This window comes from Streptomyces scabiei 87.22, from assembly GCF_000091305.1.
Taxonomy (GTDB): Bacteria; Actinomycetota; Actinomycetes; order Streptomycetales; family Streptomycetaceae; genus Streptomyces; species Streptomyces scabiei.
In genome coordinates this window covers 6209825-6232844 of the sequence record NC_013929.1, presented here as the reverse complement: position 1 = coordinate 6232844, position 23020 = coordinate 6209825, and the positions used below count along the sequence as shown (strand labels likewise).

Below are 23020 nucleotides of genomic sequence, written 5' to 3'. Positions count from 1 at the left end.
CGCCTCCACGTTCTCCGGGCTCAGGTGTTGCGATGCGGGGATGAGGGGTGATGAGTCCCGAAGGTAGGGAGAGCGCGTTTCCTGTTCTGTGGCACCGGGTGACCGGAAGGGAACTTCGCTCTCACGGATGCGCGGACCTGCCGGTGAGGAATCGGTGAGCGGGGCGTCATACCCGGTGGTCATGCCACCTTCGGCGCGGCCCTCATGCCAATGTAGGCGCACCGGGTGCCGTCGCTCAGCGTGGCGAAGACCACAGGCATCCAGTCCTCCGCGAACGAGGAGCCGCCGCCCGCACCGGCGAACACCGTCTCCGACAGGGGGACGAGGTCCATCTCCAGGTCCGGCGAGTAGCCCACCATCCCGTCGACGAAGGCGTACGTGAGGTGCGGTGTGCCGTTCCTCTCGCCGATCGTGATGACGACTCCCTCCCTCTTGTACGTACCGGTCCAGGGCGTGATGTCGACGGCGGGCGGCTCGGCGGCGGGGGCGAACGGCGCGGGCATCGTGACGCCGGCCGGCTCCGCCATCAGCTCGCGCAGCAGATCGGCGTAGAGGAGGCGGGAGGCGCCGCCGTTGGTGAGCAGGGCGACGGCGACGCCCTTCGTCGGCGCGACGCGGAGGAAGGCGTACTGACCGGTCGCGGCGCCGTCGTGCCCGTGGCCCGGGACGCCGTCCCAGTCGTACAGGGTCCAGCCGAGCCCCCAGCCGTCGGCGCTCACCGTCCACTTGTCGGGCACGTCGGTCTCGCGTGCCTGCATCGCCGACACGGTCTCGGGGCGCAGGATGCCGGCGCCGCCGTCGAGGTGGGCCTTCGCGTACCGGACCACGTCACCGGCGGTGGCGAGCACCCTGGCGCCCGGGCCGGCCGCGCGCGGCATCAGGTCCCAGGCGGGGGCCGGGGTCTGTGTTCCGTCCTCCCCCGCCATGTGTCCCATGGCGACGCGGAACGGCAGCGCCTCCTCCGGCAGGGTCATGGTGTGCGCCAGTCCGAGCGGCGCGAACACCCGCTCCCTGAGCGCCTGGTCCCAGGTCAGCCCGGTCAGCACCTCGACGATCCGGCCGAGCACGACGTACCCGATCCCGCTGTACGACACCGCCGTACCCGGCGGGCAGTCCATCGCCACGCCCTTCGCGGCCTCGACGTACCGGGCGATCGCGTCGTCGCCGCGCCCCGTGTCGATGTGGAAGTCGCACGTCAGGCCACTGGTGTGGGAGAGCAGCATGCGGGGGGTGATGACCTCGGTGGCGGCCGGGTCGACGGTCGCGAACTCCGGCAGCACCTTCACCACCGGGACGTCCAGGTCGAGTTCGCCGGACTCCACCAGCTGCATGACGAGGGCGGCCGTGTAGACCTTCGCGATCGAGCCGAGCTGGAAGACGGAGTCGGTCGTCGCCTCGACGCCGGTCGCCGTGCTGAGCACACCGCTCGCCAGTTCGTGGATCTCGCCGTGGGCGAGGAAGGCGAGCGTCGCGCCGGGTACTCCGTGAGCGGCGCGGAGGGTGTCGAGGCGCTGCTGCCAGTGGGCGAGGTCGAGGGCGGGGCGCTGGGTCATGGCGGGTCCTTCGGGTGTCGGAGGCGTGATGCCGATGGCCGGACGAGGGTGGTGGAGCCGCCGTCGCACACTGTGCGGCGACAAGGAACACTGTACGCATTGCGCACAGTGTGCGCAACGCCGTACGACGTTCCGGCCCGGCTGCGAAAAAGGGCCGTACACGGCAGAAGCCGTGTACGGCCCTCACAGGGAAGGGCGACGGTCGGGCGCCTCAGCAGGTCAGGGGCCGCCGCCCGGCCCGTCCGGGCCGGTGCCCGCGTCCGTGCCTGTGTCCGCGGCCGTGCCTATGCCCGCGTCCGTGCCCGCATCCGCGTCCGTGCCCGCATCCGCATCCGCGTCCGTGTCCGCGTCCGCGTCCGGGACAGTGGAGTCGGGGGCCGTGCCGTGTCTGAGCTCTTCGGTGATCCGGACGAAGGCCGCCCGCAGGTGCTCCGGGATACCGAGCGCCCTCGCCGCCTGCTCGGCGGAGAGCGGCTGGGCTTCGGCGGCCGTGGTGGTTCCGGGCGGCGCCGGCGGCCGGGGCAGGTCCTGCTCGGTGAGCTTGCCCGAGCGGATCAGGAGGTCGCGGACCGGGACGCCAAGCGCCCGGGACAGGCCCCGCATCGTCTCCAGGTCCGGCATGCTCCGGCGCTGCAGCAGCCGGGTGATGGCCGCCCGGTGCACCCCCGCGTCCTCGGCGAGCCTGGTCCTGCCGCCGCCGCGCGGGCCGTCGATGTCGTATCCGTGCGCCCGCATCACCCCTTCGATCCAGGCCGCGAACGCGTGGATGTGTTCGGCATCGCTCTTCATGTGTGGACGCTCCCCCGCCTCTCCCTTCCCCTCAGTCGCCGCCGCCCCGGCCCCGGGTTGCCGCCGGTCCCGCGCGGCCTCGGGGGTCGCCGCCCGGCGATCCGCGGGGGCGGTGCCCGACGGCGTCCACGTCGCCGGGCTCCGCGTCCTGCCCGTGGTCAGCCCGTCGCCTCGCCCACATAGCTGAGCGTGTCCGTGCCCCCGGCCTCCCAGGTGATGACCACGTCGTCGCCGGAGCGGCGGACCGTGGCGAAGGTGACGTCGTCGTCGTTGATGTTCTTCGAGGCCATGGGCGTGAGGGCGATACGGAAGTTGTTGTCGTCGCGGTACTTGCCGACGCCGGTCATGATGCCCTTGCCGCCGACCATGTCGATGTAGGACAGCGGGTGCTGGCCCTTGGTCTCGCCGGCCGTCTGCTCGGCGCCGATGGTCAGGGTGCGGGCCTCGTCGTCCTGCCACTGGCCCTCGACGCCCTTGGCCGGCGCGGTGGAGGAACCTCCGTCGTCCAGACCGCCGTCGGGCGTGCCGGTGGCCTCCTCCGTGGCCTCGTCGGTGGGCTCCTCCGACTCCTCCGGGCTCTCGGACGCCGACGCCGACGTGCTCCGCCCGGGCCGGGCCGTGTCGGTGTCGTCCCCGTCACCGGCGAGGAGGAAGACGCCGCCGCCGATCACCGCGAGCGCCGCCACGGCGGCCACGATGATCAGCGCGACCTTGCCGCCACCCCCGGACGGCGGGGGCGGCGGCGGGTAACCCCCGTACTGCGGACCGTAGTTCGGTGCCCCCGGTGCGCCGGGCGGCCCGTACGGCTGCTGCCCGCCACCCCCGTACGGCTGCTGCGGAACCGTCGCGTACGGGTTCGGCGGCTGGCCGGGGGCCTGGCCCGGGGGCGTGTACGGACCCGGGTACGGCTGCTGGGGCGGCTGCGTGCCGTACCCGTCGTACGGCGGGCCGGGAGGCTGAGTCATCGGCGGGTGTCACTCCTTGAGTCGCTTCGGCGAGGCACGACGTGCGTGGAACACCTGCCTCCAGCGAGCCCAACATCCACCACCCGCTCAGTCGCACGCAAGTACGTATCCCGGTTGGTTACCGGGTCAATACATGACTGAGCACACGTAACCGGCTGCCCCTGTCAGGACCTGCTCGCGGCCCTCCCGGCATCCCCACTCCGCGGCCACAACCGCGGCCTGCGCCGGGCCGCGAGATCCTCCGCCCAGCCGAACGCGACCACGCAGCCGACGACCAGCAGCCAGGTCAGCGCCAGCACGGGCCAGACGCTCTCCAGCAGCCAGGGGGCGTGCTGTTCGAGGAACACCACGTCCCACAGCCGGTCCCACTGGGTCGAGGCGATCATGATGCAGGTGGTGTGCCAGAGATAGATCGTCACCGCGCGGGAGTTGAGGAAGGTGATCACCCCGTCCCAGCGGCGCAGCCGCGGCGGCCACTGCGACCACGACGGGCTCAGGTGCAGCAGCAGCGCCACCGCGGCGACGGACCACAGCGACTGGGCGAACGGCATGTCGTCCAGGTCGTGGCCCTGGCCGTAGTCGCCGCCGAACGCGAACCAGAGACCGGCCAGGGCGAGTGCCGGGGCCACGGACGGCACCACGTACCTCGGCAGGCGCCTGAGGATGCCCTCCTGGTGGGCCATGCCGAGGAGCCAGCAGGCGCCGAAGGTGGTGAAGTCCGTGAAGCCCGAGGCGAGCCGCTCCCCGGGGACGACCAGCCAGCCCAGCTCCAGCAGGGCCGCCAGGGCGAGCGGCGCGAGGACCGTCACCACCGGCATCCGGCGCAGCGCGCGCAGCAGCACCGGGGAGAGGACGACGTACCAGATGTAGGTGCGCACGTACCAGAGGGGTCCGGCCAGTTCCACGGCCCAGTCGGCGCCGATGAAGCCGTGCACCCCGGGCAGGCCGTCGGCGTACGGCGGCTCGCTGACCGGGAGGATCCAGAACGCGAGGTGGAACCACCACCACAGGGGATGCCAGTACGGGTCGGGCGCCCAGCCCTGGGCCACCATGCCCGTCACGCCGACGACGCCCAACAGCCACACCGGGGGCAGCAGTCGGCGGAGCCGGCCCCTGACGACCCCCAGGGCGGGGCGCTTCAGCGAGCGCGCCATCAGGTTCCCGGCGAGCGCGAACATCACGCCCATGGAGGGGAAGACGAGCGGCAGCCAGCTCCAGCCGGCGAGGTGGTAGAGGACCACGCGGAAGATGGCGAGGGCCCGCAGCAGGTCGAAGTAACGGTCCCGGCCGGAGGCGGGCGGGGCGGCCGGGGTCTGCGGCGCCGAGTCCCGGGTGAGGGTGCTCATCCGACCGGCCTCCGTTCCTCCGACGGCTGCCGCGGCACGGCGGCCGCCTGTTCCGGCGCGCCCGGCAGCCCCACGGCCCCGGTCCGCCGCAGCTTCTGCCAGCGCAGCCGGCCGCCGGTCAGGGCCGTGATCCACGACTGCAGCAGCACGACGTACATGAGCTGGCGGTAGAGGATCTGCTGGAGCGGGAGCGAGATCAGATGGGTCATGCGCTCCTTGTCGAGGCGGAACGCCAGCGCGGCGCACACCACCTGGACCGCCAGGACGCCCAGCCAGGCACCGATCGTCTTCTGCGTGGGCCCGAAGACCAGCCCGTAGAGCAGGAAGACGTCGATGAGCGGGGCCAGCAGGGGGGCCACGACCATGAAGAGGGAGACCAACGGCAGGCCCACGCGGCCGAAGCGGCCCGAGGGCCCCCGGTCGAAGAGGGAGCCGCGGTGCTTCCAGATCGCCTGCATCGTGCCGTACGACCAGCGGTAGCGCTGCGACCACAGCTGCTGGACGGATTCGGGGGCCTCGGTCCAGGCGCGCGCGTTCTCGGCGTACACGACGTGCCAGCCGTCGCGGTGCATGGCCATGGTGATGTCGGTGTCCTCGGCGAGGGTGTCCTCGCTCATGCCGCCGACGCGGTCGAGGGCCGTGCGCCGGAACGCCCCGACCGCGCCGGGGATCGTCGGCATGCAGCGCAGGACGTCGTACATCCGGCGGTCGAGGTTGAAGCCCATCACGTACTCGATGTGCTGCCAGGCGCCGATCATGGTGTCGCGGTTGCCGACCTTGGCGTTGCCCGCGACCGCGCCGACCCTCGGGTCGGCGAACGGCTGGACCAGCTCACGGACGGTGGACTGCTCGAAGACCGTGTCGCCGTCCATCATCACGATGATCTCGTGCCGGGCGTTGGCGATACCCCGGTTGAGGGCGGCCGGCTTGCCCGCGTTGAGCTGCCGCACGACACGGACGCCCGGCAGGTCCTTGCCCAGTTCCTCGACGATGCCGGCCGTGCCGTCGCTGGAGCCGTCGTCGATGACCAGCACCTCGATGGGGTGGTCGCTCGCCACCAGCGAACGGACCGTCTTCTCGATGCACTTGGCCTCGTTGTACGCCGGGACGAGCACCGACACCGGCTCGGTCACGGGTCCGTCCGGACCCCAGCGGAAGCCGCGGCGCCTGACCTTGCGGGCGTGCGCGACCGACAGGATCAGCATCAGGCCGAAGCGGGCGAGGACCAGGACGCCGACGACCGCGAGGGCGACCACGAGGACGCCGGTCGTCCGCTCCGAGACCTGCACCAGCGTCACCCAGACCTTGCCCTTCACCAGGCCGAGGCCGGTGACCGGGGTGTGCGCGCTGGGGGCGTCCAGCGCGCCGGTGAGGGTGTCGAACGTGTAGCCCTCGGCCTGGAGTCCGCCGATGTAGCGGTCCAGCGCGGCGACGGTCTGCGAACGGTCGCCGCCGGCGTCGTGCATCAGCACGATGTGCCCGTCACCGGGGCGCTCGGGCGTGGCCCGGCGGATGATCTCGTCGACGCCGGGCCGGGCCCAGTCCTGGCTGTCGGTGTCGCTGACGACGGTGATGTAGCCGCGGCTGCCGATGTACTCGGTGACCGGCCAGGTCCGGTTGTCCATCTGGTCCGAGAACGAGGAGTACGGCGGCCGGAACAGCGAGGTGCGGATGCCCGCGGCGCCCGCGAGCGCGAGCTGGTTCTGGGACAGCTCCCAGTCGATGCGGTCCTTGCTCTGGAGCGAGAGGTCGGGGTGGTTGAAGGTGTGCAGCCCGATCTCGTGGCCCTCGTCGACCATCCGCCGCACCAGGTCGGGGTAGCGCGAGGCCATCGTGCCGGTGATGAAGAAGACGGCCTTGGCGTCGTGCTTCCTCAGCATGTCGAGGACCTTGGGGGTCCACGTGGGGTCGGGTCCGTCGTCGAAGGTCAGGACCAGCTCGTGATCCGGGATGTCGAGGCTGGTCCCGCGGCCCGAACGGGTGTCGATCACGGGCCCGCCCCCGAGTATCTCCTTCGGGACCCGGTCGTTCGCCACGGGCGGCCCGACCCGGTGGTCCGCGAGGATCTCGCTGTGCACGTACCCGCGCAGCATCAGCATGGCCATCAGGGCGAGGAGCAGGACACAGGGCAGCAGATAGCGCAGCGGCACGCGACGCCCGGAACGCTTGCGCCCCCGCTTGCGCGGGCTCCTGCCGGAACTCGGGCCGGGGCTCGGGCTGTCGGGGTTGTCGCCGGCCGGGGCGTCGGCCGCCCCGCTCTCGGGGGCCTGCGGTGCTCGTGCCCGCGGTGCGCGGGTACGGCCTTGGGCGGCGGCACGCGAAGGCGTGCCGCCGCGCTGGGAGCGGGTCATCAGGCGGGGCTCTCCGGGTTCTGCGGGTCCTGCGGACTCGCCGGCTCCTGCGGGCTCTGCGAGTCCTGCGGTGCCGACGGGGCGGGCTCGACGGGCGCCGGGGACGCCGGACCGTCGGCGACGGTGTCCGTGCCGGAGCCCGGGCCCGGGTCGGGCGTGCCGGTCTCGGAGGGCGTGGGCGAGGCCGGGGGCGGCTCCGCGGGGCTGGGGTCGACCTTCGGCGGCTCGGGCGCGGGGGCGGACGGCTCGGGGTCCTTGGCGCCGCCGCTCGGCTTCGGCTGGGGCTTCGGTGTCGCCTTGGGGCTGGGCCCGGCCGACGGCTCGGCACTGCCGGACGTCGCCGGCTGCTTGGCCTTGCCGGACGCACCGGCCGGGGACTTGGCGCCGGGCGAGGACGTCGCTCCCGTACGGCCGCCGCCCGGACCCGCGTCCGGTACGAAGCCCTCGGCCTCGTCGGACCGGTCGTCCGACTCGGCCGGCAGCGGGGGTGTGTCCACCTTGCCCGCCGGCTTGTCGTCCTTCTGCATCGGCACCGGCAGCCAGGGCGCGTCCGAGTTGCCCGACACCAGGGTGCCGACGATGACCACGGCGTACGCCGCGCACGCGGTGCCGACGGCGATGCCCAGCCGCCGGTAGAGGTTCCTGCGGCGGCCCGACTCGTCCACGAAGACGGGGCCGTCGGAGTCCTGGCCGGCGCCCGCCGCGTCCGCGGCCCGGCCGGCGTGCCTGCCCTGGCCCTCGTCCACTTCGCGCCCCACGCCGTCGAGTTGCACGGTCACCTCGTGCGGATCGTGATTGCGGCCCGGCCGGCCGGGCTGCTCCCAGGGGGCCGGGTCGACACCCGGCACGGCCCCGGGGGCGGCCGGCTGCCGGAGCACTCCGAGGCCGGCGGACCCGGAGGTCCCCGTCCGTCCGGAGACTCCGCCTCCGTGGTCCCGTTCCGTCCGGGACACGGCGCCCGTTCTGTCGGCGGCCTCGGGCCAGACCACCTCGCCGGAGCCATTACCTCCACGGCCGGGACCGGGGCCTTCGGTTTCGCCCTCGGTCCGCTTCGGCTGAATGCCGTTGGGCCAGTTGTCGACGTGCACGCACTTCCCCCCACGGGATCGTTCCGGGCGCGTGTTCGATGCCGGGCTGTCGCACTTCCTGTACCGGACCGGGCCCCCACCCGCTCCGGGGCGCCCCACCCATCACACGCACCCTGGCCAACGAATGTATGGGCGGGAAAGATGTGTATGTGTGTGCCGTCAGGCGAAGGTCATCATGATGAGTGCATCTGTGGGCGAAATCCCCCCGTCCGCAAGGTCTGACCCTCATAATTCCGCCGCCCCGCACACGGCCCGACCGCTCCCCGTCGACCCGCCCCATTGACGCGTCACCGTCACGCCTCTACCGTCCGTCGAAGCGCTTCGACGTCATTCGTCGAAGCGATTCGACTGCCCCTTTCGACGATCCGTCCGACTCCCCCGGAGGCGCAGGATGTTGACGGCACGAAGGCGTACGGCGGAGGCTGCGGCGGCTCCGGGCGGAGCCCTGCCCCGGGCCGCCCGCGGCGGTGTGGACGGCGGACGGGCGCGAGACTCCTCGGTCCTCGGGCGGCTCCCCCGCGAGGCCGTCGAGGCAGCGCTCGCGCCGTAGGAGCCGACGGCATCCGCAGCCCGGCTGCCTGCGCGGCGGCCGGCCGGAAGCAGCGCACGCCCACCCGCGGCATCGCGGTGGAAGCCGTGAAGCAGGCCCGAGGCCCCGGAAAGGACCCCCACCCCCATGAAGTTCACCGACGGCTACTGGCTGCTCCGCGAGGGCGTCACCGCGGCCCATCCGGTCGAGGTCCTCGACGTCACCGTCACGGACGGCACCCTGCGGGTGCACGCCCCCACCCGGCCCGTCCGCCACCGCGGCGACCTGCTGAAGGGACCGGTCGTGACGATCGACGCGCACGCCCCGATGCCCGACGTCATCGGCGTCACCTTCACCCACTTCGAGGGCGAACGGCCCCGCGGGCCCCGTTTCGAGCTGACCACCGAGGAGTTCACCCCGCACACCTCCTACGACGACGAGCACGCCACCCTCACCGCCGGGGAACTGTCGGTCCGTGTCTCCCGCACCGGCCCCTGGCGCGTCGACTTCCTCGCCCACGGCCGCACCCTCACCACCAGCGGCCCCCGGTCGATGGGCATCATGCGCGAGGCGTCCGGCGCCCACCACCTGCGCGAACAGCTCAACCTGGGCGTCGGCACCTCGGTGTACGGCCTGGGTGAACGCTTCGGCCCGCTCGTCAAGAACGGCCAGACCGTGGACGTCTGGAACGCCGACGGCGGCACGGCCACCGAACAGGCGTACAAGAACGTGCCGTTCTACCTGACCGACGCGGGCTACGGCGTCTTCGTCGACCACCCCGGCCGGGTCTCCTTCGAGGTCGCCTCGGAGGTCGTATCGAGGGTGCAGTTCAGCGCGGAGACCCAGCAGCTGACGTACTACGTCATCTACGGCCCGACCCCGAAGGAGATCCTCCGCAAGTACACGGCCCTCACCGGCCGCCCGGCCCTGCCGCCCGCCTGGTCGTTCGGCCTGTGGCTGTCGACCTCCTTCACCACCTCCTACGACGAGGAGACGGTGACCTCGTTCATCGACGGCATGCGGGAGCGCCGGCTGCCGCTGTCCGTCTTCCACTTCGACTGTTTCTGGATGCGCGAGTTCCAGTGGTGCGACTTCACGTGGGACCCCCGGGTCTTCCCCGATCCGGAGGGCATGCTGGCGCGCCTCAAGCGCCGGGGTCTGCGGATCAGCGTCTGGATCAACCCCTACATCGCCCAGCGCTCCCCACTGTTCGCCGAGGGCAGGGACCTCGGCCACCTTCTGTGCCGCCCGGACGGCGACGTCTGGCAGTGGGACCTCTGGCAGCCCGGGATGGCGCTGGTCGACTTCACCAGCCCGGCGGCCCGCGCGTGGTACGCCTCGAAGCTGGAGGCGCTGCTCGCCCAGGGCGTGGACTGCTTCAAAACCGACTTCGGCGAGCGGGTGCCCCTGGACGTGGCGTGGTCCGACGGCACCGACCCGGAGCGGATGCACAACTACTACACGTACCTCTACAACCGCACGGTCTTCGACGTGCTGCGCAAGCACCGGGGCGAGGGTGAGGCGGTGCTCTTCGCCCGGTCCGCGACGGCCGGCAGCCAGAGCTTCCCCGTCCACTGGGGCGGCGACTGCGAGTCGACGTACGAGGCGATGGCCGAGTCGCTGCGCGGCGGGCTGTCGCTGGGGCTGTCGGGCTTCGGGTACTGGAGCCATGACATCGGCGGCTTCGAGGGCACCCCGACCCCCGCGCTGTTCAAGCGGTGGATCGCCTTCGGTCTGCTGTCCTCCCACAGCCGTCTGCACGGGTCGTCGTCGTACCGGGTGCCCTGGCTCTTCGACGACGAGTCGGTGGACGTCCTGCGCGCGTTCACCCGGCTGAAACTCGGCCTGATGCCCTATCTCCACCAGGCCGCGCGCACCGCCCACACCGAGGGCGTCCCCATGATGCGCGCGATGGTGCTGGAGTTCCCGGACGACCCGGGCTGCGCGCATCTGGAACGCCAGTACATGCTCGGCCCCGACCTCCTCGTGGCCCCCGTCTTCAGCGACGAGGGCGACGTCACGTACTACGTGCCCGAGGGCACCTGGACCCGCTTCGCGGACGGCGGGACGGTCACCGGCCCCCGGTGGGTCCGCGAACGGCACGACTTCACCAGCGTGCCGCTGCTGGTCCGGCCCGGCGCGGTCGTCCCGGTCGGCGCGGTGACCGACCGCCCGGACTACGACTACGCCGACGGGGTCACGCTGCGTGCGTACGGCCTCGCCCACGGGGCCCGGGTCACCGTGCCGGTGGGCGACGTGACCTTCACCGTCGTCCGGGAGGGCCGGGTGCTGCGGGCGTCGTGCGGGAACCCCAGGGCGCCGTGGGGGCTCGCGGCCGGGGGCCGGGAGGTCCGGGCGGAGGCGGGCACGGGCTTTGTGACGATGGACCTGGACGAGGAGTCGGCCCCCGCGGGAACGAGGAAGCCGTGACGGTGAAGATCACGGACGTGGCCCGGCACGCGGGCGTCTCCCCCAGCACCGTCTCGTACGCCCTGAGCGGCAAACGGCCGATCTCGGCGGAGACCCGGGCCCGGGTCGAGGCGTCCATCCATGAGCTGGGCTACCGTCCGCACGCGGGCGCCCGCGCCCTGGCCAGCAGCAGGTCGAACGTGCTGGCGATGGTGATGCCGTTACGGGCCGGGATCCATGTGCCCGTGGTCATGCGGTTCGCGGTCGCGGCGGTCACCACGGCCCGCGCGCACGACCACGACGTCCTGCTGCTGACGCAGGAGGAGGGCGAGGAGGGGCTGCGCCGGGTCGCGGACTCGGCCCTGGTGGACGCGCTGATCGTGATGGACGTCCAACTCCACGATCCCCGGCTGCCGTTGCTGCGCTCCCTGGACCGGCCTTCGGTGCTGATCGGGCTCCCCTCCGACGGCTCCGGCCTGACCTGCATCGACCTGGACTTCAGGACGGCGGGCGAGCTGTGCGTGGAGCACCTGGCCGGGCTGGGGCACCGCGTGGTGGCCCTCATCGGCTCCCCGCCCGAGGTCTACGTCCGCCGGACCTCGTTCGCCCAGCGGGTCGTCCAGGGGTTCACCTCGGCCGCGACCCGCAACGGCATGTCCTCCACGGTCCACCCGTGCGAGGCCACCCCGGCGGCGGCCCGCGCGGTCGCGGAACGCCTCCTGCGCGAGCAGCCGGCGCTCACGGGTGTGCTGATCCACAACGAGGCGGTCCTGGAGCCCCTCGTCGACGCGTTCGAGCAGCTGGGCCTGCGGGTCCCCGCCGACCTCTCGATCACGGCCCTGTGCCCGGACGACGTCGCCGCGGCCCTCCCCGTGCCCGTCACCTCGATCGCCATCCCGGCGGCGGAGGTGGGCGAACAGGCGGTGGCCCTGCTGATGAGGAAGCTCTCCGGCACCCCCGTCCCCGAGGCCACCCTGCTCCCGCCCCGGCTGACGGTGCGGGCGAGCACGGCGCGCCGGGTGGCGGGATGACCGGACGCCGGACGCGCTGAGACATGACGAAGCCCCCGCTGCCGTTCGGCAGCGGGGGCTTCGCCCACATGGGAATTGTGGAGATGGCGGGAATCGAACCCGCGTCCAACGGTGTGGAACCAGGGCTTCTCCGTGTGCAGTTCGCTGTGATTTTCTCGGCCCCGGCGATCACGCGAACAAGTCGCCGACGGGCCCAGTCACTGTTAGATTTCCCTCTTCACCCCGTGACCGGGATCAAGGTTTAGTCCCCTAGCTGATGCCAGGATCCGGGTCGGGAACAGCCCCGGGCTGACACTCCTTAGTGCAGGAGCAGTCTCGTCGCTACCTGAGATCAGGCGGCGAGGGAGAACTGCTGCTGCGGAGAATCGCTCTTGGAATTGGCGATTATTTTTTTCGGCCTGTGGTTAACGAGATCGTGGCCGCTTCCTCGACACGCTTCCCCTGCCTCGACATCCGCTGTCGAAACCGATCATCCCCATGTTGTTTTTTCAAGCCCCTCCGGGGAGGGTGTGCACCCGCTGTGAGGTGCGGATGCCATCGTACGTGACCAACGCGAGCGCGTGCCACCGTATTCCCCGTGACACCACCGCGTGGTGGCTACGCCTCGCGCTGCTTCCGCTTGGCCGCCGCGATCGCCCGGTCCGACTCCCGCCGGTCCTGCTGCTCGCGCAGCGTCTGCCGCTTGTCGTACTCCTTCTTGCCGCGTGCGAGAGCGATCTCGGCCTTCGCCCGGCCGTCCTTGAAGTACAGGGCCAGGGGCACGATCGTGTGACCCGTCTCCTGTGCCTTGGACTCCAGCTTGTCGATCTCCTCGCGGTGCAGCAGCAGCTTCCGCTTGCGGCGCGCGGAGTGGTTGGTCCAGCTGCCCTGGTGGTACTCGGGGATGTGGGCGTTGTGCAGCCATGCCTCCCCCCGGTCGATCTGGACGAAGCCGTCGGCCAGCGAGGTCCGTCCCTCGCGCAGCGACTTGACCTCGGTCCCCATGAGGACGAGCCCGGCCTCGTAGGTGTCGATGATCGCGTAGTCGTGCCGGGCCTTCTTGTTCTGGGCGACGATCTTCTTCTTGCCGCCCTTCTCGCCGTCCCGGCCCTTGGTGGCCGCCCCGCCCTGCTTGGGCTGGGACTCCTTCGGTACGTACATTCCCTTGCTCATAGTGCCGCCCATTTTCGCACTACGAAGGGGGTCCGCGGGAAGCCGATTAACGAGGGCGGCTCACTGCCCGAGGCCGCTCAGCACCGTCTCGGCCCGCTGGAGGGCGTCCTCGTCCGCTTCGAGGTCGGGGGTGATGCCGCGGCCGTCGACGCCCCGGCCGGAGGGGGTGCGGTAGTGGCCGACGGTCAGTTCGGCGACGGATCCGTCGGGCAGGCGGCTCGGCATCTGCACGGAGCCCTTGCCGAAGGTGCGGGAGCCGACGACCACCGCGCGGCCCCGGTCCTGCAGCGCGCCGGTGAGCAGCTCGGCCGCGCTCATCGTGCCGCCGTCGACCAGCACGACCAGCGCCCTGGCGGTGTCGCCGCCGGGTTCGGCGTGCAGGGCCCGCTGCTCGCCGTTGACGTCGTAGGTGGCGACGAGGCCGCCGTCGAGGAAGGCGGAGGCGGCGGTGACCGCCTCGGAGACCAGACCGCCGGAGTTGCCACGGAGGTCGAGGACGAAGCCCGTCGTGCCGGCGGACCGCTCGACGGCCCTGCGGACGACGTCCCCCGAGCCCTTGGTGAAGGCGTCGACCGTGATGACACCGACCCCGCCGGCGGTGCGGCTCACGGTCACGTCCTCGGTGGACAGCCTTGCCCGGCGCAGGGTCTCGTGGAGGGTCCGGGCGCCGCGCCGCAGCTCCAGCGACACCTCGGTACCGGCGGCCGCGCTCTCGGGGGTGCCGGTGTTCCCGGTCCCCCCGTCGATCGCGTCGCCGCGCAGTAAGGAGACGACCTCGGTGACCGGGCGTCCGTCGACCTTCTCCCCGTCGACGCCGACGAGCCGGTCGCCCGCGCGGATCCCGGCGTCGGCAGCGGGGGAGCCGTCCTGCACCCGGGCGACCTCGACATGGCCGTCGCGCCGCAGCCGGGCCCAGAGGCCGACGCCGGTGTACTCGCCGTCGAGGGCCTCCTCGAACTGCTCGTACTCGCCCTCGGAGTAGACCGCGCCCCACCGGTCGCCGCTGCGGCTGACGGCCCGCTCGGCGGCCTCCACCGGGGACTCGCCCTCGGCCATGGCCGCCGCGGCGGCGGCGGCGACGTCCTGCTCCCGGCCGGCCGGGGCGGAGCGGGAGGGTTTCACGACGGCGGCCGTCCCGCCGGGCGGGGCGTCGAAGAGGCCGGTCGCGGCGCCCGTGGCGAGCACGCTCGCGAAGACCAGGGTCAGGGCGGCCCCGCGGCCGATCCGGCCGGTCGAGTGCGCAGAGGCCGCGCGCAGCGCACCCAGGAGGGTGGTGGCGGGTGACGGGCGGGAGAACACGTCGCGGCCTGGCATGTCGGCGAGTCTAGGACAACGCGAAGGGCCGTACCGGTCCTTGCCGGTACGGCCCCAGGGGCATGCGTCACACCTTCAGGTACTTGCGCAACGCGAAGAAGGCGGCCAACGCGGGCATCAGGAAGCTCGCCGCGAGGATGAGCGGCAGCTTGGTCAGCACGGCGTCCCAGCCGACGAAATTGATCAACGGCAGGTTCTGGGACAGTGACACCCCGTTGTCGATGACGAAGTACTGCCCGAGGATCAGGAAGGCGCACGCGATCGTGCCGCCGATGATCCCCGCGACGGCGGCCTCCATGATGAACGGCGCCTGGATGTAGAAGCCGGAGGCGCCGACCAGCCGCATGATCCCCGTCTCACGCCGGCGGCTGAAGGCCGAGACGCGCACCGTGTTGACGATCAGCAGCAGCGCCACGATCAGCATGACCGCCATGACACCGCGCGCAGCCCAGTTGAGATAGCCGAGCAGCCGGAAGAGGTTGTCGAGGATGCCCTTCTGGTCCTGCACCGACTGCACACCGTCACGGCCGTTGAAGGCGCTCGCGATGACCTGGTACTTCTCCGGGTCCTTCAGCTTGATCCGGTACGACTCCTGCATCTGGTCCGGGGTGAGGCTGCTGGCCAGCGGGGAGTCGCCGAACTGCTCCTTGTAGTGCTTGTACGCCTCGTCCTGCGACTCGTGCTCGACGTTCTCGACGACCCCCATCTTGTCGAGATCCGACTTGATCTGCTTCTTCTGCTCGGTCGTGACGGCGCCCTTGGCGCAGTTGGGGTCGGACGCCGCGTCGCTCTTGTTGCAGAGGAAGACGGAGACGTTGACCTTGTCGTACCAGTAGCCCTTCATCTGGCCGACCTGGTCGCTCATCAACAGCGATCCGCCGAACAGGGCGAGGGACAGGGCGACGGAGACGATGACCGCGAAGGTCATCGTGAGGTTGCGGCGGAGACCGACACCGATCTCCGACAGGACGAACTGGGCGCGCATGGCGTTGTCGCTAAGCCTTTCCGTGGACGGGGGCGGTCAGTGCTGGTAGCCGTAGACGCCGCGTGCCTGGTCGCGGACGAGGCGGCCCTTCTCCAGCTCGATGACGCGCTTGCGCATCTGGTCCACGATGTTCTGGTCGTGGGTCGCCATCACCACGGTGGTGCCCGTCCGGTTGATCCGGTCGAGCAGCTTCATGATGCCGACGGAGGTCTGCGGGTCGAGATTGCCGGTGGGCTCGTCCGCGATGAGGAGCTTGGGCCGGTTCACGAAGGCCCGCGCGATGGCCACGCGCTGCTGCTCACCACCGGACAGCTCGCCAGGCCTGCGCTCCTCCTTGCCGCCGAGGCCGACCAGTTCCAGCACCTGCGGCACGGACTTGCGGATCTCGCCGCGCGACTTGCCGATGACCTCCTGCGCGAAGGCGACGTTCTCACCGACGGTCTTGTTCGGCAGCAGCCGGAAGTCCTGGAACACGGTCCCGAGCTGGCGGCGCATCTGCGGCACCTTCCAGTTGGACAGGCGCGCGAGATCCTTGCCCAGGACGTGCACCTGCCCCTGGCTGCACCGCTCCTCCCGGAGGATCAGTCGCAGGAAGGTGGACTTGCCGGAGCCGGACGAGCCCACGAGGAACACGAACTCGCCCTTCTCGACCTCCAGGGACACATCCCTGAGTGCGGGGCGGGTCTGCTTGGGGTAGACCTTGGACACGTTGTCGAATCGGATCACGGATGCACCACAAGCCGTCGGGAATGGATGGACGAGACTGTACCGCCCCCGGCCCGGTACAGGGCGCGGGGAAGTGCGCGAGGAGCCCCCGGCGGCTTCCGGCCGCGTGACGGGGGGGCACCCTCCCCTTTTCCGGGCCCCCGCGCAACCTCCCGGGGAACCTGGCACAGTGGTGGGGAGGAACGGTCCGCTTCCGTGAAGCGTTGAGGTAGGTGTGAGGCCATTGCAAGGAGGGCGAGGCGCATGACGTACGACCGGTTGGTGTGCGCGAACTGCGCGTCCCCCGTCGCCGAGGGCCGCTGCCACGTGTGCCGGGCCAGCCGTGAGCGGCTCCAGCAGGAGAACCCCTTCGCGAGCCTGAGCCCCATGACCTTGATCGCCCTCCTGGCGATCCTGATAGCCGCGGTGGCGCTGCTGGCGCACCAGACGGCATAGAGCGGCACGGAGGTACGACGAAGGCCCGGGGCTGGCTGCCCCGGGCCTTGCGTCTGTGTACGGCTGTGCGCGCGATCGCGGACGATCAGGCGGCGGCGCCGCGGCCGACCATCAGGCGCGGCAGCAGACGGAAGCCGATACCGCCGGCGATCATCGTGGCGGCGCCGATCACCAGGAACGCGGTCTCGGTGGCACCGGTCTCGGCCAGCTCGCCGCTGCCGGCGCCCTGGGCCTGGGTCTCGGAGCCCGTGTCCGTGAGGGCGGAGGAGCCCTCCTGCTGGACGGCCTCGTCGTTGCCGCCGTCGGGGTCGGTGCCACCGGAGGTGGAGCCGCCGTCGGAGGAACCGCCCGAGGTCGAGCCGCCGTCCGTGGAGCCGCCGGAGTTCGAACCGCCGTCGGAGGAACCGCCGGAGTTCGAACCGCCCGAGTTCGAGCTGCCGTTGGACGACGAGCCGCCGGAGTTCGAGCCACCGGAGTTCGAACCACCGGAGTTCGAGCTGCCGTTGGACGACGAACCGCCGGAGTTCGAGCTGCCGTTGGACGTCGAGCCGTTGGACGACGACCCGTTGGAGGTCGTGCCCTCGGACGTCGTGCCCTCGGACGTCGAGCCCGCAGAGGTGGTGCCCTCAGAGGTGGTGCCCTCGGACGTGGTGCCCTCGGACGTCGAGCCCTCAGAGGTCGTGCCCTCGGAGGTCGTCCCCTCGGACGTGGTGCCCTCGGACGTCGTCCCCTCGGACGTCGTGCCCTCAGAGGTGGTGCCCTCGGACGTCGAGCCCTCGGACGCACCGATGCTGGTGCCCTCGGTGTCCTTGCCGGTCTGGACCGAGACACCGATCTCGGCTGAACCGCCGTCGTCGGTGCTGACACCGACGCCGACACCGAGGTCCAGCGCGGCAGCGGCGCCCGCGGCGGTCAGCGACGCGCCGGCGGCGATCACGGCACCGGCGGCTATTCGCGCCACGCGGATCCGCGTCTTCTTCGTCATATGGCTGCTACCCCCAGTAGCTATCAGTAGATGGAGCAGCGCCCGGGGCCGCGATCAACGGGAGCAGTCGGTTGGGTCGAAGTCCCCCGGTTCACATGCACCCCAGTAATGCGCATGCCATACGCCAGACTTCCCAGTTTTCGCAGCAACGTCAAGGTCGTTGCGCGCGCGATGTCCCGTTCACCGCATTTGGGCAGGACAACGACATGTGAGTGTGACGTAATACCCAGACATCCCCCCACACACAAGGCAACTGCCTCCCATGAGAAGGCAGTTGCCTTGTCGATAAAGCGCTGTTCCGGGGTTGTCTACTTCTCCTGCTGCTTGCGCCAGCGAATCCCGGCCTCCAGGAAGCCTTCGATCTCGCCGTTGAACACGGCCTCGGGGTTGCCGACTTCGTACTCGGTACGGAGGTCCTTGACCATCTGGTACGGGTGCAGCACGTACGAACGCATCTGGTTGCCCCAGGAGTTGCCGCCGTCGCCCTTGAGCGCGTCCATCCTGGCCTGCTCCTCCTGCCGGCGCCGGTCGAGGAGCTTGGCCTGGAGGACGTTCATCGCGGACGCCTTGTTCTGGATCTGCGAACGCTCGTTCTGGCAGGAGACCACGATGCCGGTGGGGAGGTGGGTCAGCCGCACCGCGGAGTCGGTGGTGTTGACGCCCTGGCCGCCGGGCCCGGAGGAGCGGTAGACGTCCACGCGCAGTTCGGACTCGTCGATCTCGATGTGGTCGGTCTGCTCGACCACGGGCAGCACCTCGACACCGGCGAAGGAGGTCTGGCGCCGCCCCTGATTGTCGAACGGCGAGATGCGCACGAGCCGGTGCGTGCCCTGCTCCACGGAGAGCGTGCCGTAGGCGTACGGCACCTGCACGGCGAAGGTGGTCGACTTGATGCCGGCCTCTTCCGCGTACGAGGTCTCGTAGATCTCGGTCTTGTAGCCCTTCTGCTCCGCCCAGCGCAGGTACATCCGCTGCAGCTTCTCGGCGAAGTCGGCGGCGTCCACACCACCGGCCTCGGCGCGGATGTTGACCAGGGCCTCGCGGGAGTCGTACTCGCCGGACAGGAGGGTACGGACCTCCATCTCGTCCAGCGCCTTCCTGACGGAGGCCAGCTCCGACTCGGCCTCCGCGCGGGTGTCCGGGTCGTCCTCCTCCTCGGCCATCTCGAAGAGGACGCCGAGGTCGTCGATCCGACCGCGCAGCGCCTCCGCCTTCCTGACCTCGGCCTGGAGGTGGGAGAGCTTGCTGGTGATCTTCTGCGCCTCGTCCGGGTTGTCCCACAGGGACGGCACGGCCGCCTGCTCCTCGAGCACGGCGATGTCTGCCCTCAGTTTGTCGAGGTCCAAAACGGCCTCGATCGACTCCATGGTCGAGGAGAGGGACTTCAGCTCTTCGGATACATCGACGACTGCCACGCCCCCAGCGTAACGGCTCCGCCGGGCGGGCCATGCGGGGTGCGGGTTCGTCGGCGGCTGCCGGCCGGTGGGGTGGGTTCTTCGGCCGCGGGCGGGTGGGGGCTTCTCGTGCAGTTCCCCGCGCCCCCTGGAAACCCGGGCTCACCCCAGGTTCCAAGCGACGCGGGGGACTGCGCGAGCAACCACGACGCACGCGCACCCGCTGACGAGACCCGCACCCCCACCCCCCTGGGCGCCCGGGTCAAGGATTCCCCGGCGCCGAATTCTTCGTGTCGGACGGGGCCCCGCCGCCCTCGTCGCCGGAGGTCGCCGCCCACGCACCCACACCGACGGCCGCGATCAGCGCCACCGCCGCCGCGCCCAGCGTGATCCGCCGGCGCCGCACCGTGCTGCCCCGGTTGCGTGCCGACCCGGGCCGGGGTGCCCCGGCCGCCCGGGGCACCCGCGCGGTCCCCCGCGCACCCCCGGCCAGCTCGTCCGGCCCCGGCACCCGCATCGACGTGTGGGTGTCGCGGTTGGAGTCCGGCTTGGCCCCCGGCACCAGCGGCACCGCCCCCCGCCGCACCCGCTCGCGCGGCGTCTCCGCCTCGGCGGGCGCCTCCTCGTACCCGTCCCCGGACTCCGTCCCGGGCTCGTCGACGTCCAGCGGGGGCATCCCGGCCAGCAGGGGCAGCTGCTCCCGCAGGCGCGTGGCCAGCTCGGACGCCCGCAGCCGCGAGGCCGGCGCCTTGGCCAGGCACTGCACGAGCAGCTGCCACAGCTCCTCGGGGATGCCGGGCAGCGGGACGACGGTCTCGGTGACATGGCGGCGCAGCACCGCGCCGGGGTGGCCGCCGCCGAACGGGGTGAAGCCGGCCAGCAGCTCGTAGAGCACGGTCGCCAGGGCGTAGATGTCCACGGCCGCGCGGGGCGGCAGGCCCTCGACGATCTCGGGGGCAAGGTAGTCCGGCGTGCCGATGATCTTGGTGGCGCGGGTGCGGCGCGGGGAGTCGATGAGCTTGGCGACGCCGAAGTCGGTCAGCAGGGCCGGGTGTGCGCCTCCGGGGCCGAGGGGGCCCTGCATGTCCAGCAGCACGTTCTCCGGCTTGACGTCCCGGTGGACGACCCCGGCCGCGTGCGCGGCCGCCAGGCCGTCCGCGATGTCGGCCACGACGGCGACCGCCGCCTCGGGGGCCATGCGCCGCTCGCGGTCGAGGCGGGTGCGCAGGTCCGTGCCCCGGACGAGGTCCATGACGAGGGCGAGGTCGTTGCCGTCGACGACGAGGTCGCGCACGGAGACGACGTTCGGGTGGTCGAGGCCCAGCAGCGCGGTGCGCTCCTGGACGAAGCGGCCGACGAGTTCCTGGTCGGACGAGAGGTCCTCGCGCAGCAGCTTGATGGCGACGGGGCCCTCCGGGCCCTCACCGAGCCACACCGTGCCGGCGCTGCCCCGCCCCAGAATCTGGTTCGCGGTGTACCGGCTTCCGATCTTCCGTCCCAAGACTGCTCCTACAGGCCGCGTGTTGGCGACAAAGCTACGCGCCCCGGGCCCCAAGGTTCACCGCCGAGGCGGAAATCACCCCTCGGATGTCGACAAGTCCCCAGTGTCGTGATGCGCGGGCGGGGGTGGGGGGCGCGTGAGGGGGTGCGGGTGCGGGTTTCGTCGGCGGGCGCGGGTGCGTGAGGGCTGGTCGCGCAGTTCCCCGCGCCCCTGAAAAGCAGGGGCTCCGCCCGTGCTTTTCAGGCCCGCAGGGGCCTGTGCTTTCAGGGGCGCGGGGAACTGCGTGAGAAGCCCCACCGGAGCCGCACCCGCCGACGAAACCCGCGCACCCCGAGCTGCTGGGCGGCCTACTGGCCGGAGCCACCCGAGTCCTGGGAGTTGACGAGGTCGCGGACGAACCTACCTGCATCGCCCGCCCAGTCGGTGAGCTGACCCCACCAGCTCTTACCGGTGCCGATCCACCCCTGCAGCGGCGTGAACTCCCAGATCAGCCAACCACCGACGACGAACAGGACGATCATGAAGAGGCAGCCCTTGAGGCACCCGAGCCCCGGGATCCGCATCGGATTGGCACTGCGCTGACGCGGCTCACGCGGCGGCCGCGGCTCCCGCTGGGGCCGGGGCGCCGGCTGCTGGGGCTGCGGCGCGGGCGCGTACCGCTGCGGCTGCTGGCGCTGCGGCTGCGGCGCGGGCGGGGCGTACGGCTGCTGTTGCTGCTGCGGGTGGCCGTATCCGCCGCCGGGCCCGCCCTGGGCCCCGCGCTGCTGCCGGCGCGGCGGCTGCTGCGGAGGGCGCTGCGGCTGCTGCTGGGGCTGCTGGCGGTTGGCCTGCCGCTGGGGGCGGCGGCGCAGCGGGTCCTCGCCGGGGTCGAGGTACTGCTGGATCTGGGTCTGCTCGTTGCGGTCGCGGGCCGCGCGCAGCTGGTTCTGCCAGGGGTGCGGCTCCTCCGGCGGGCGGCCGCCGGGGTCGTGCGAGGGCACCGGCGGCATGACGGACGTGGGGTCGGCGCCGCCGGTGTGCGGGAGCACGGTGGTGGGGTCCCCCGCGCCCGCCGGGCCGGAGGTGTGCGGGAGCACGCTGGTCGCGGCGTTCGGGTCGTATGCGCCGGCGCCGTGCGGCAGCACCTGCGTCGCGTCGGCCGAGCCGAACGGGTCCGGGGCGGAGCCCGGCACCTGGGCCGGGGCCGGGTCGGGGGCCAGGATGTGGCCCACCCCGTCGGCGGCGGCGATCTGCATGGAGTTCGCGTGCACGCCGACGCCCTCGGCGACGATGCGCAGCGCGCGGGCGAGGTTGACGGCGCTGGGCCGCTCGTCCGGGTTCTTGCGCAGACAGCGCTCGATGACCGTCCACAGCGGGTCCGGAACGGTGGAGGGCCGGCGCGGCTCGGCGCTGAGGTGCTGGTGCAGCACTTCGAGCGCGGACTGGCCGTTGAACGGCGGGCGCCCGGTGACCAGCTCGTACATCAGGATGCCCGCGCCGTAGATGTCGACGGCGGAGGTCTGCGGCCGGCCCTCGGCGGACTCGGGGGCCACGTACGCGGGCGTGCCGACGAACTCGCTGGTCCGGGTCAGGCCCGGGGAGTCGGCGAGGCGGGCGATGCCGAAGTCGGTCAGCATCGGGTGCATCTCGCCGCCGCCCTGCCTGAGCAGCACGTTGGCGGGCTTCAGGTCGCGGTGGACGACACCGTCGGCGTGACTGGCGGCGAGCGCGTCGGCGATCTGGGCGGTGAGCAGGGCCGCGCCGACGGGCGAGAACGGGCCGTTCTCCCGGAGGTAGCGGTGCAGGTCGGGGCCCTCGATCAGGTCCATGACGAGCGCCAGCAGATCACCCTCGACGACGAGGTCCCGTACCCGTACGACGTTCGGGTGGGTGAGCCGGAGCAGCACGGAGCGCTCCCGCAGGAACCGCATCACGATGTCCGCGTCGCTCGCGAGCTCCTCCTTGAGGACCTTGATCGCCACGGTCTCGCCGGGGTGTCCGGGCACGGCCGCCTCGGCCCCCGCGGTCTCCCGCTGGCGGGCGCGCCAGACAACCCCTGTGGCGCCGCGTCCAATCGGCTCCTCAAGGAGGTACTTGCTCCCTACCGGCCGCACGTCATGCGCTCCCTGTTGCTTGCCTGCCTGGTCACACCCTGGAGTCCCGCGGGCGTTCCGACCCACTGTAGTGCGGTCGTCCGCGGTACCGGGCTGTCGTCTTCCCGACTCGTCCCGCCCGTTTTGTTTGCCTTGGTCCGACCTGCCGTGAGCCGGCTGCCGGTGTCCGTGTCCGCGAGTACGTACGGGTACCCGTGTGTGTTCGATGGAAAGACGCTCATGCCCGGGCGTTGGTTGCCGCGAACGGGCGGGCGCCGTTCCGGATACGGACGGACGCGGTGGTCGATACGGACGTACGCCGTTGCCGAAAGGGACGTGACCGATCTCAAGTGATCAACTGGCGGGCACTGGTCAGGCACTTTTGGGGGCAGAGC

16 protein-coding genes, 1 other RNA gene and 1 pseudogene are annotated in these 23020 nt (G+C 71.7%); 3 read left to right on the top strand and 15 right to left on the bottom strand.

Features of this window, described 5'->3' with window-relative positions; genetic code table 11:
- Positions 1 to 179: 179 nt before the first annotated feature.
- From SCAB_RS26645 to SCAB_RS26620, 6 genes and pseudogenes are all read right to left on the bottom strand, one after another.
- Positions 180 to 1553, bottom strand: a complete 1374-nt coding sequence (locus SCAB_RS26645) for a serine hydrolase domain-containing protein (protein WP_041669687.1) — start codon at positions 1551 to 1553, stop codon at positions 180 to 182.
- Between the two features lie 330 nt (positions 1554 to 1883).
- Positions 1884 to 2342, bottom strand: a pseudogene (locus SCAB_RS26640) (helix-turn-helix domain-containing protein); the annotation flags it as partial.
- Positions 2343 to 2500: 158 nt separating this feature from the next.
- Positions 2501 to 3307, bottom strand: a complete 807-nt coding sequence (locus tag SCAB_RS26635; protein WP_013003182.1) for a hypothetical protein — start codon at positions 3305 to 3307, stop codon at positions 2501 to 2503.
- Positions 3308 to 3471: 164 nt separating this feature from the next.
- The gene (locus SCAB_RS26630; protein WP_013003181.1) at positions 3472 to 4653 is read right to left on the bottom strand and encodes an acyltransferase family protein; all 1182 of its coding nucleotides are present in this window, start codon (positions 4651 to 4653) and stop codon (positions 3472 to 3474) included.
- On the bottom strand, positions 4650 to 7004 hold the full coding sequence (locus tag SCAB_RS26625; RefSeq protein WP_037729460.1) for a glycosyltransferase: 2355 nt from the start codon (positions 7002 to 7004) through the stop codon (positions 4650 to 4652). The genes SCAB_RS26630 and SCAB_RS26625 overlap by 4 nt, the downstream gene beginning before the upstream one ends.
- A complete protein-coding gene (locus SCAB_RS26620) occupies positions 7004 to 8092 on the bottom strand; it encodes a hypothetical protein (protein WP_231885132.1) in 1089 nt (362 codons plus the stop codon). Before SCAB_RS26620 ends, SCAB_RS26625 begins: the two co-directional genes overlap by 1 nt.
- A gap of 676 nt (positions 8093 to 8768) precedes the next feature.
- Between SCAB_RS26620 and yicI the strand changes: the two genes are divergently transcribed.
- Positions 8769 to 11051, top strand: coding sequence for an alpha-xylosidase (yicI, locus tag SCAB_RS26615; RefSeq protein WP_013003178.1), 2283 nt, complete (start codon positions 8769 to 8771; stop codon positions 11049 to 11051).
- Positions 11048 to 12061, top strand: coding sequence for a LacI family DNA-binding transcriptional regulator (locus tag SCAB_RS26610; RefSeq protein WP_013003177.1), 1014 nt, complete (start codon positions 11048 to 11050; stop codon positions 12059 to 12061). The genes yicI and SCAB_RS26610 overlap by 4 nt, the downstream gene beginning before the upstream one ends.
- A gap of 75 nt (positions 12062 to 12136) precedes the next feature.
- Here SCAB_RS26610 and ssrA read toward each other — a convergent pair.
- From ssrA to ftsE, 5 genes are all read right to left on the bottom strand, one after another.
- Positions 12137 to 12538: a transfer-messenger RNA gene (ssrA, locus tag SCAB_RS44050) on the bottom strand.
- Positions 12539 to 12658: 120 nt separating this feature from the next.
- Positions 12659 to 13201 (bottom strand): SsrA-binding protein SmpB, encoded by a 543-nt coding sequence (gene smpB, locus SCAB_RS26605; RefSeq protein ID WP_037729458.1) that lies wholly within the window; start codon positions 13199 to 13201, stop codon positions 12659 to 12661.
- 72 nt (positions 13202 to 13273) lie between these two features.
- Positions 13274 to 14527 carry a S41 family peptidase gene (locus SCAB_RS26600; protein ID WP_013003175.1) on the bottom strand — a complete coding sequence of 418 codons (1254 nt, stop codon included), beginning with the start codon at positions 14525 to 14527 and terminating at the stop codon, positions 13274 to 13276.
- Positions 14528 to 14594: 67 nt separating this feature from the next.
- Positions 14595 to 15512, bottom strand: a complete 918-nt coding sequence (gene ftsX / locus SCAB_RS26595) for a permease-like cell division protein FtsX (protein ID WP_013003174.1) — start codon at positions 15510 to 15512, stop codon at positions 14595 to 14597.
- A 36-nt stretch (positions 15513 to 15548) separates the two neighbouring features.
- Complete coding sequence (ftsE, locus tag SCAB_RS26590; RefSeq protein ID WP_005486827.1) at positions 15549 to 16238, bottom strand: cell division ATP-binding protein FtsE; 690 nt, start codon at positions 16236 to 16238, stop codon at positions 15549 to 15551.
- Positions 16239 to 16481: 243 nt separating this feature from the next.
- Here ftsE and SCAB_RS26585 point away from each other — a divergent pair, with 243 nt between their 5' ends.
- Entirely contained in the window at positions 16482 to 16673 is a 192-nt protein-coding gene (locus tag SCAB_RS26585) for a hypothetical protein (RefSeq protein WP_005486830.1), read from the top strand.
- 85 nt (positions 16674 to 16758) lie between these two features.
- Here SCAB_RS26585 and SCAB_RS26580 read toward each other — a convergent pair whose 3' ends face one another.
- The 4 genes from SCAB_RS26580 to SCAB_RS26565 form a co-directional block, all read right to left on the bottom strand.
- Positions 16759 to 17658 carry a hypothetical protein gene (locus SCAB_RS26580; protein WP_013003173.1) on the bottom strand — a complete coding sequence of 300 codons (900 nt, stop codon included), beginning with the start codon at positions 17656 to 17658 and terminating at the stop codon, positions 16759 to 16761.
- A gap of 308 nt (positions 17659 to 17966) precedes the next feature.
- The gene (prfB, locus tag SCAB_RS26575) at positions 17967 to 19073 is read right to left on the bottom strand and encodes a peptide chain release factor 2 (protein WP_013003172.1); all 1107 of its coding nucleotides are present in this window, start codon (positions 19071 to 19073) and stop codon (positions 17967 to 17969) included.
- Between the two features lie 241 nt (positions 19074 to 19314).
- Positions 19315 to 20553, bottom strand: a complete 1239-nt coding sequence (locus SCAB_RS26570; RefSeq protein ID WP_013003171.1) for a serine/threonine-protein kinase — start codon at positions 20551 to 20553, stop codon at positions 19315 to 19317.
- A gap of 347 nt (positions 20554 to 20900) precedes the next feature.
- Positions 20901 to 22646, bottom strand: a complete 1746-nt coding sequence (locus SCAB_RS26565) for a serine/threonine-protein kinase (protein ID WP_013003170.1) — start codon at positions 22644 to 22646, stop codon at positions 20901 to 20903.
- Positions 22647 to 23020 lie beyond the last annotated feature (374 nt).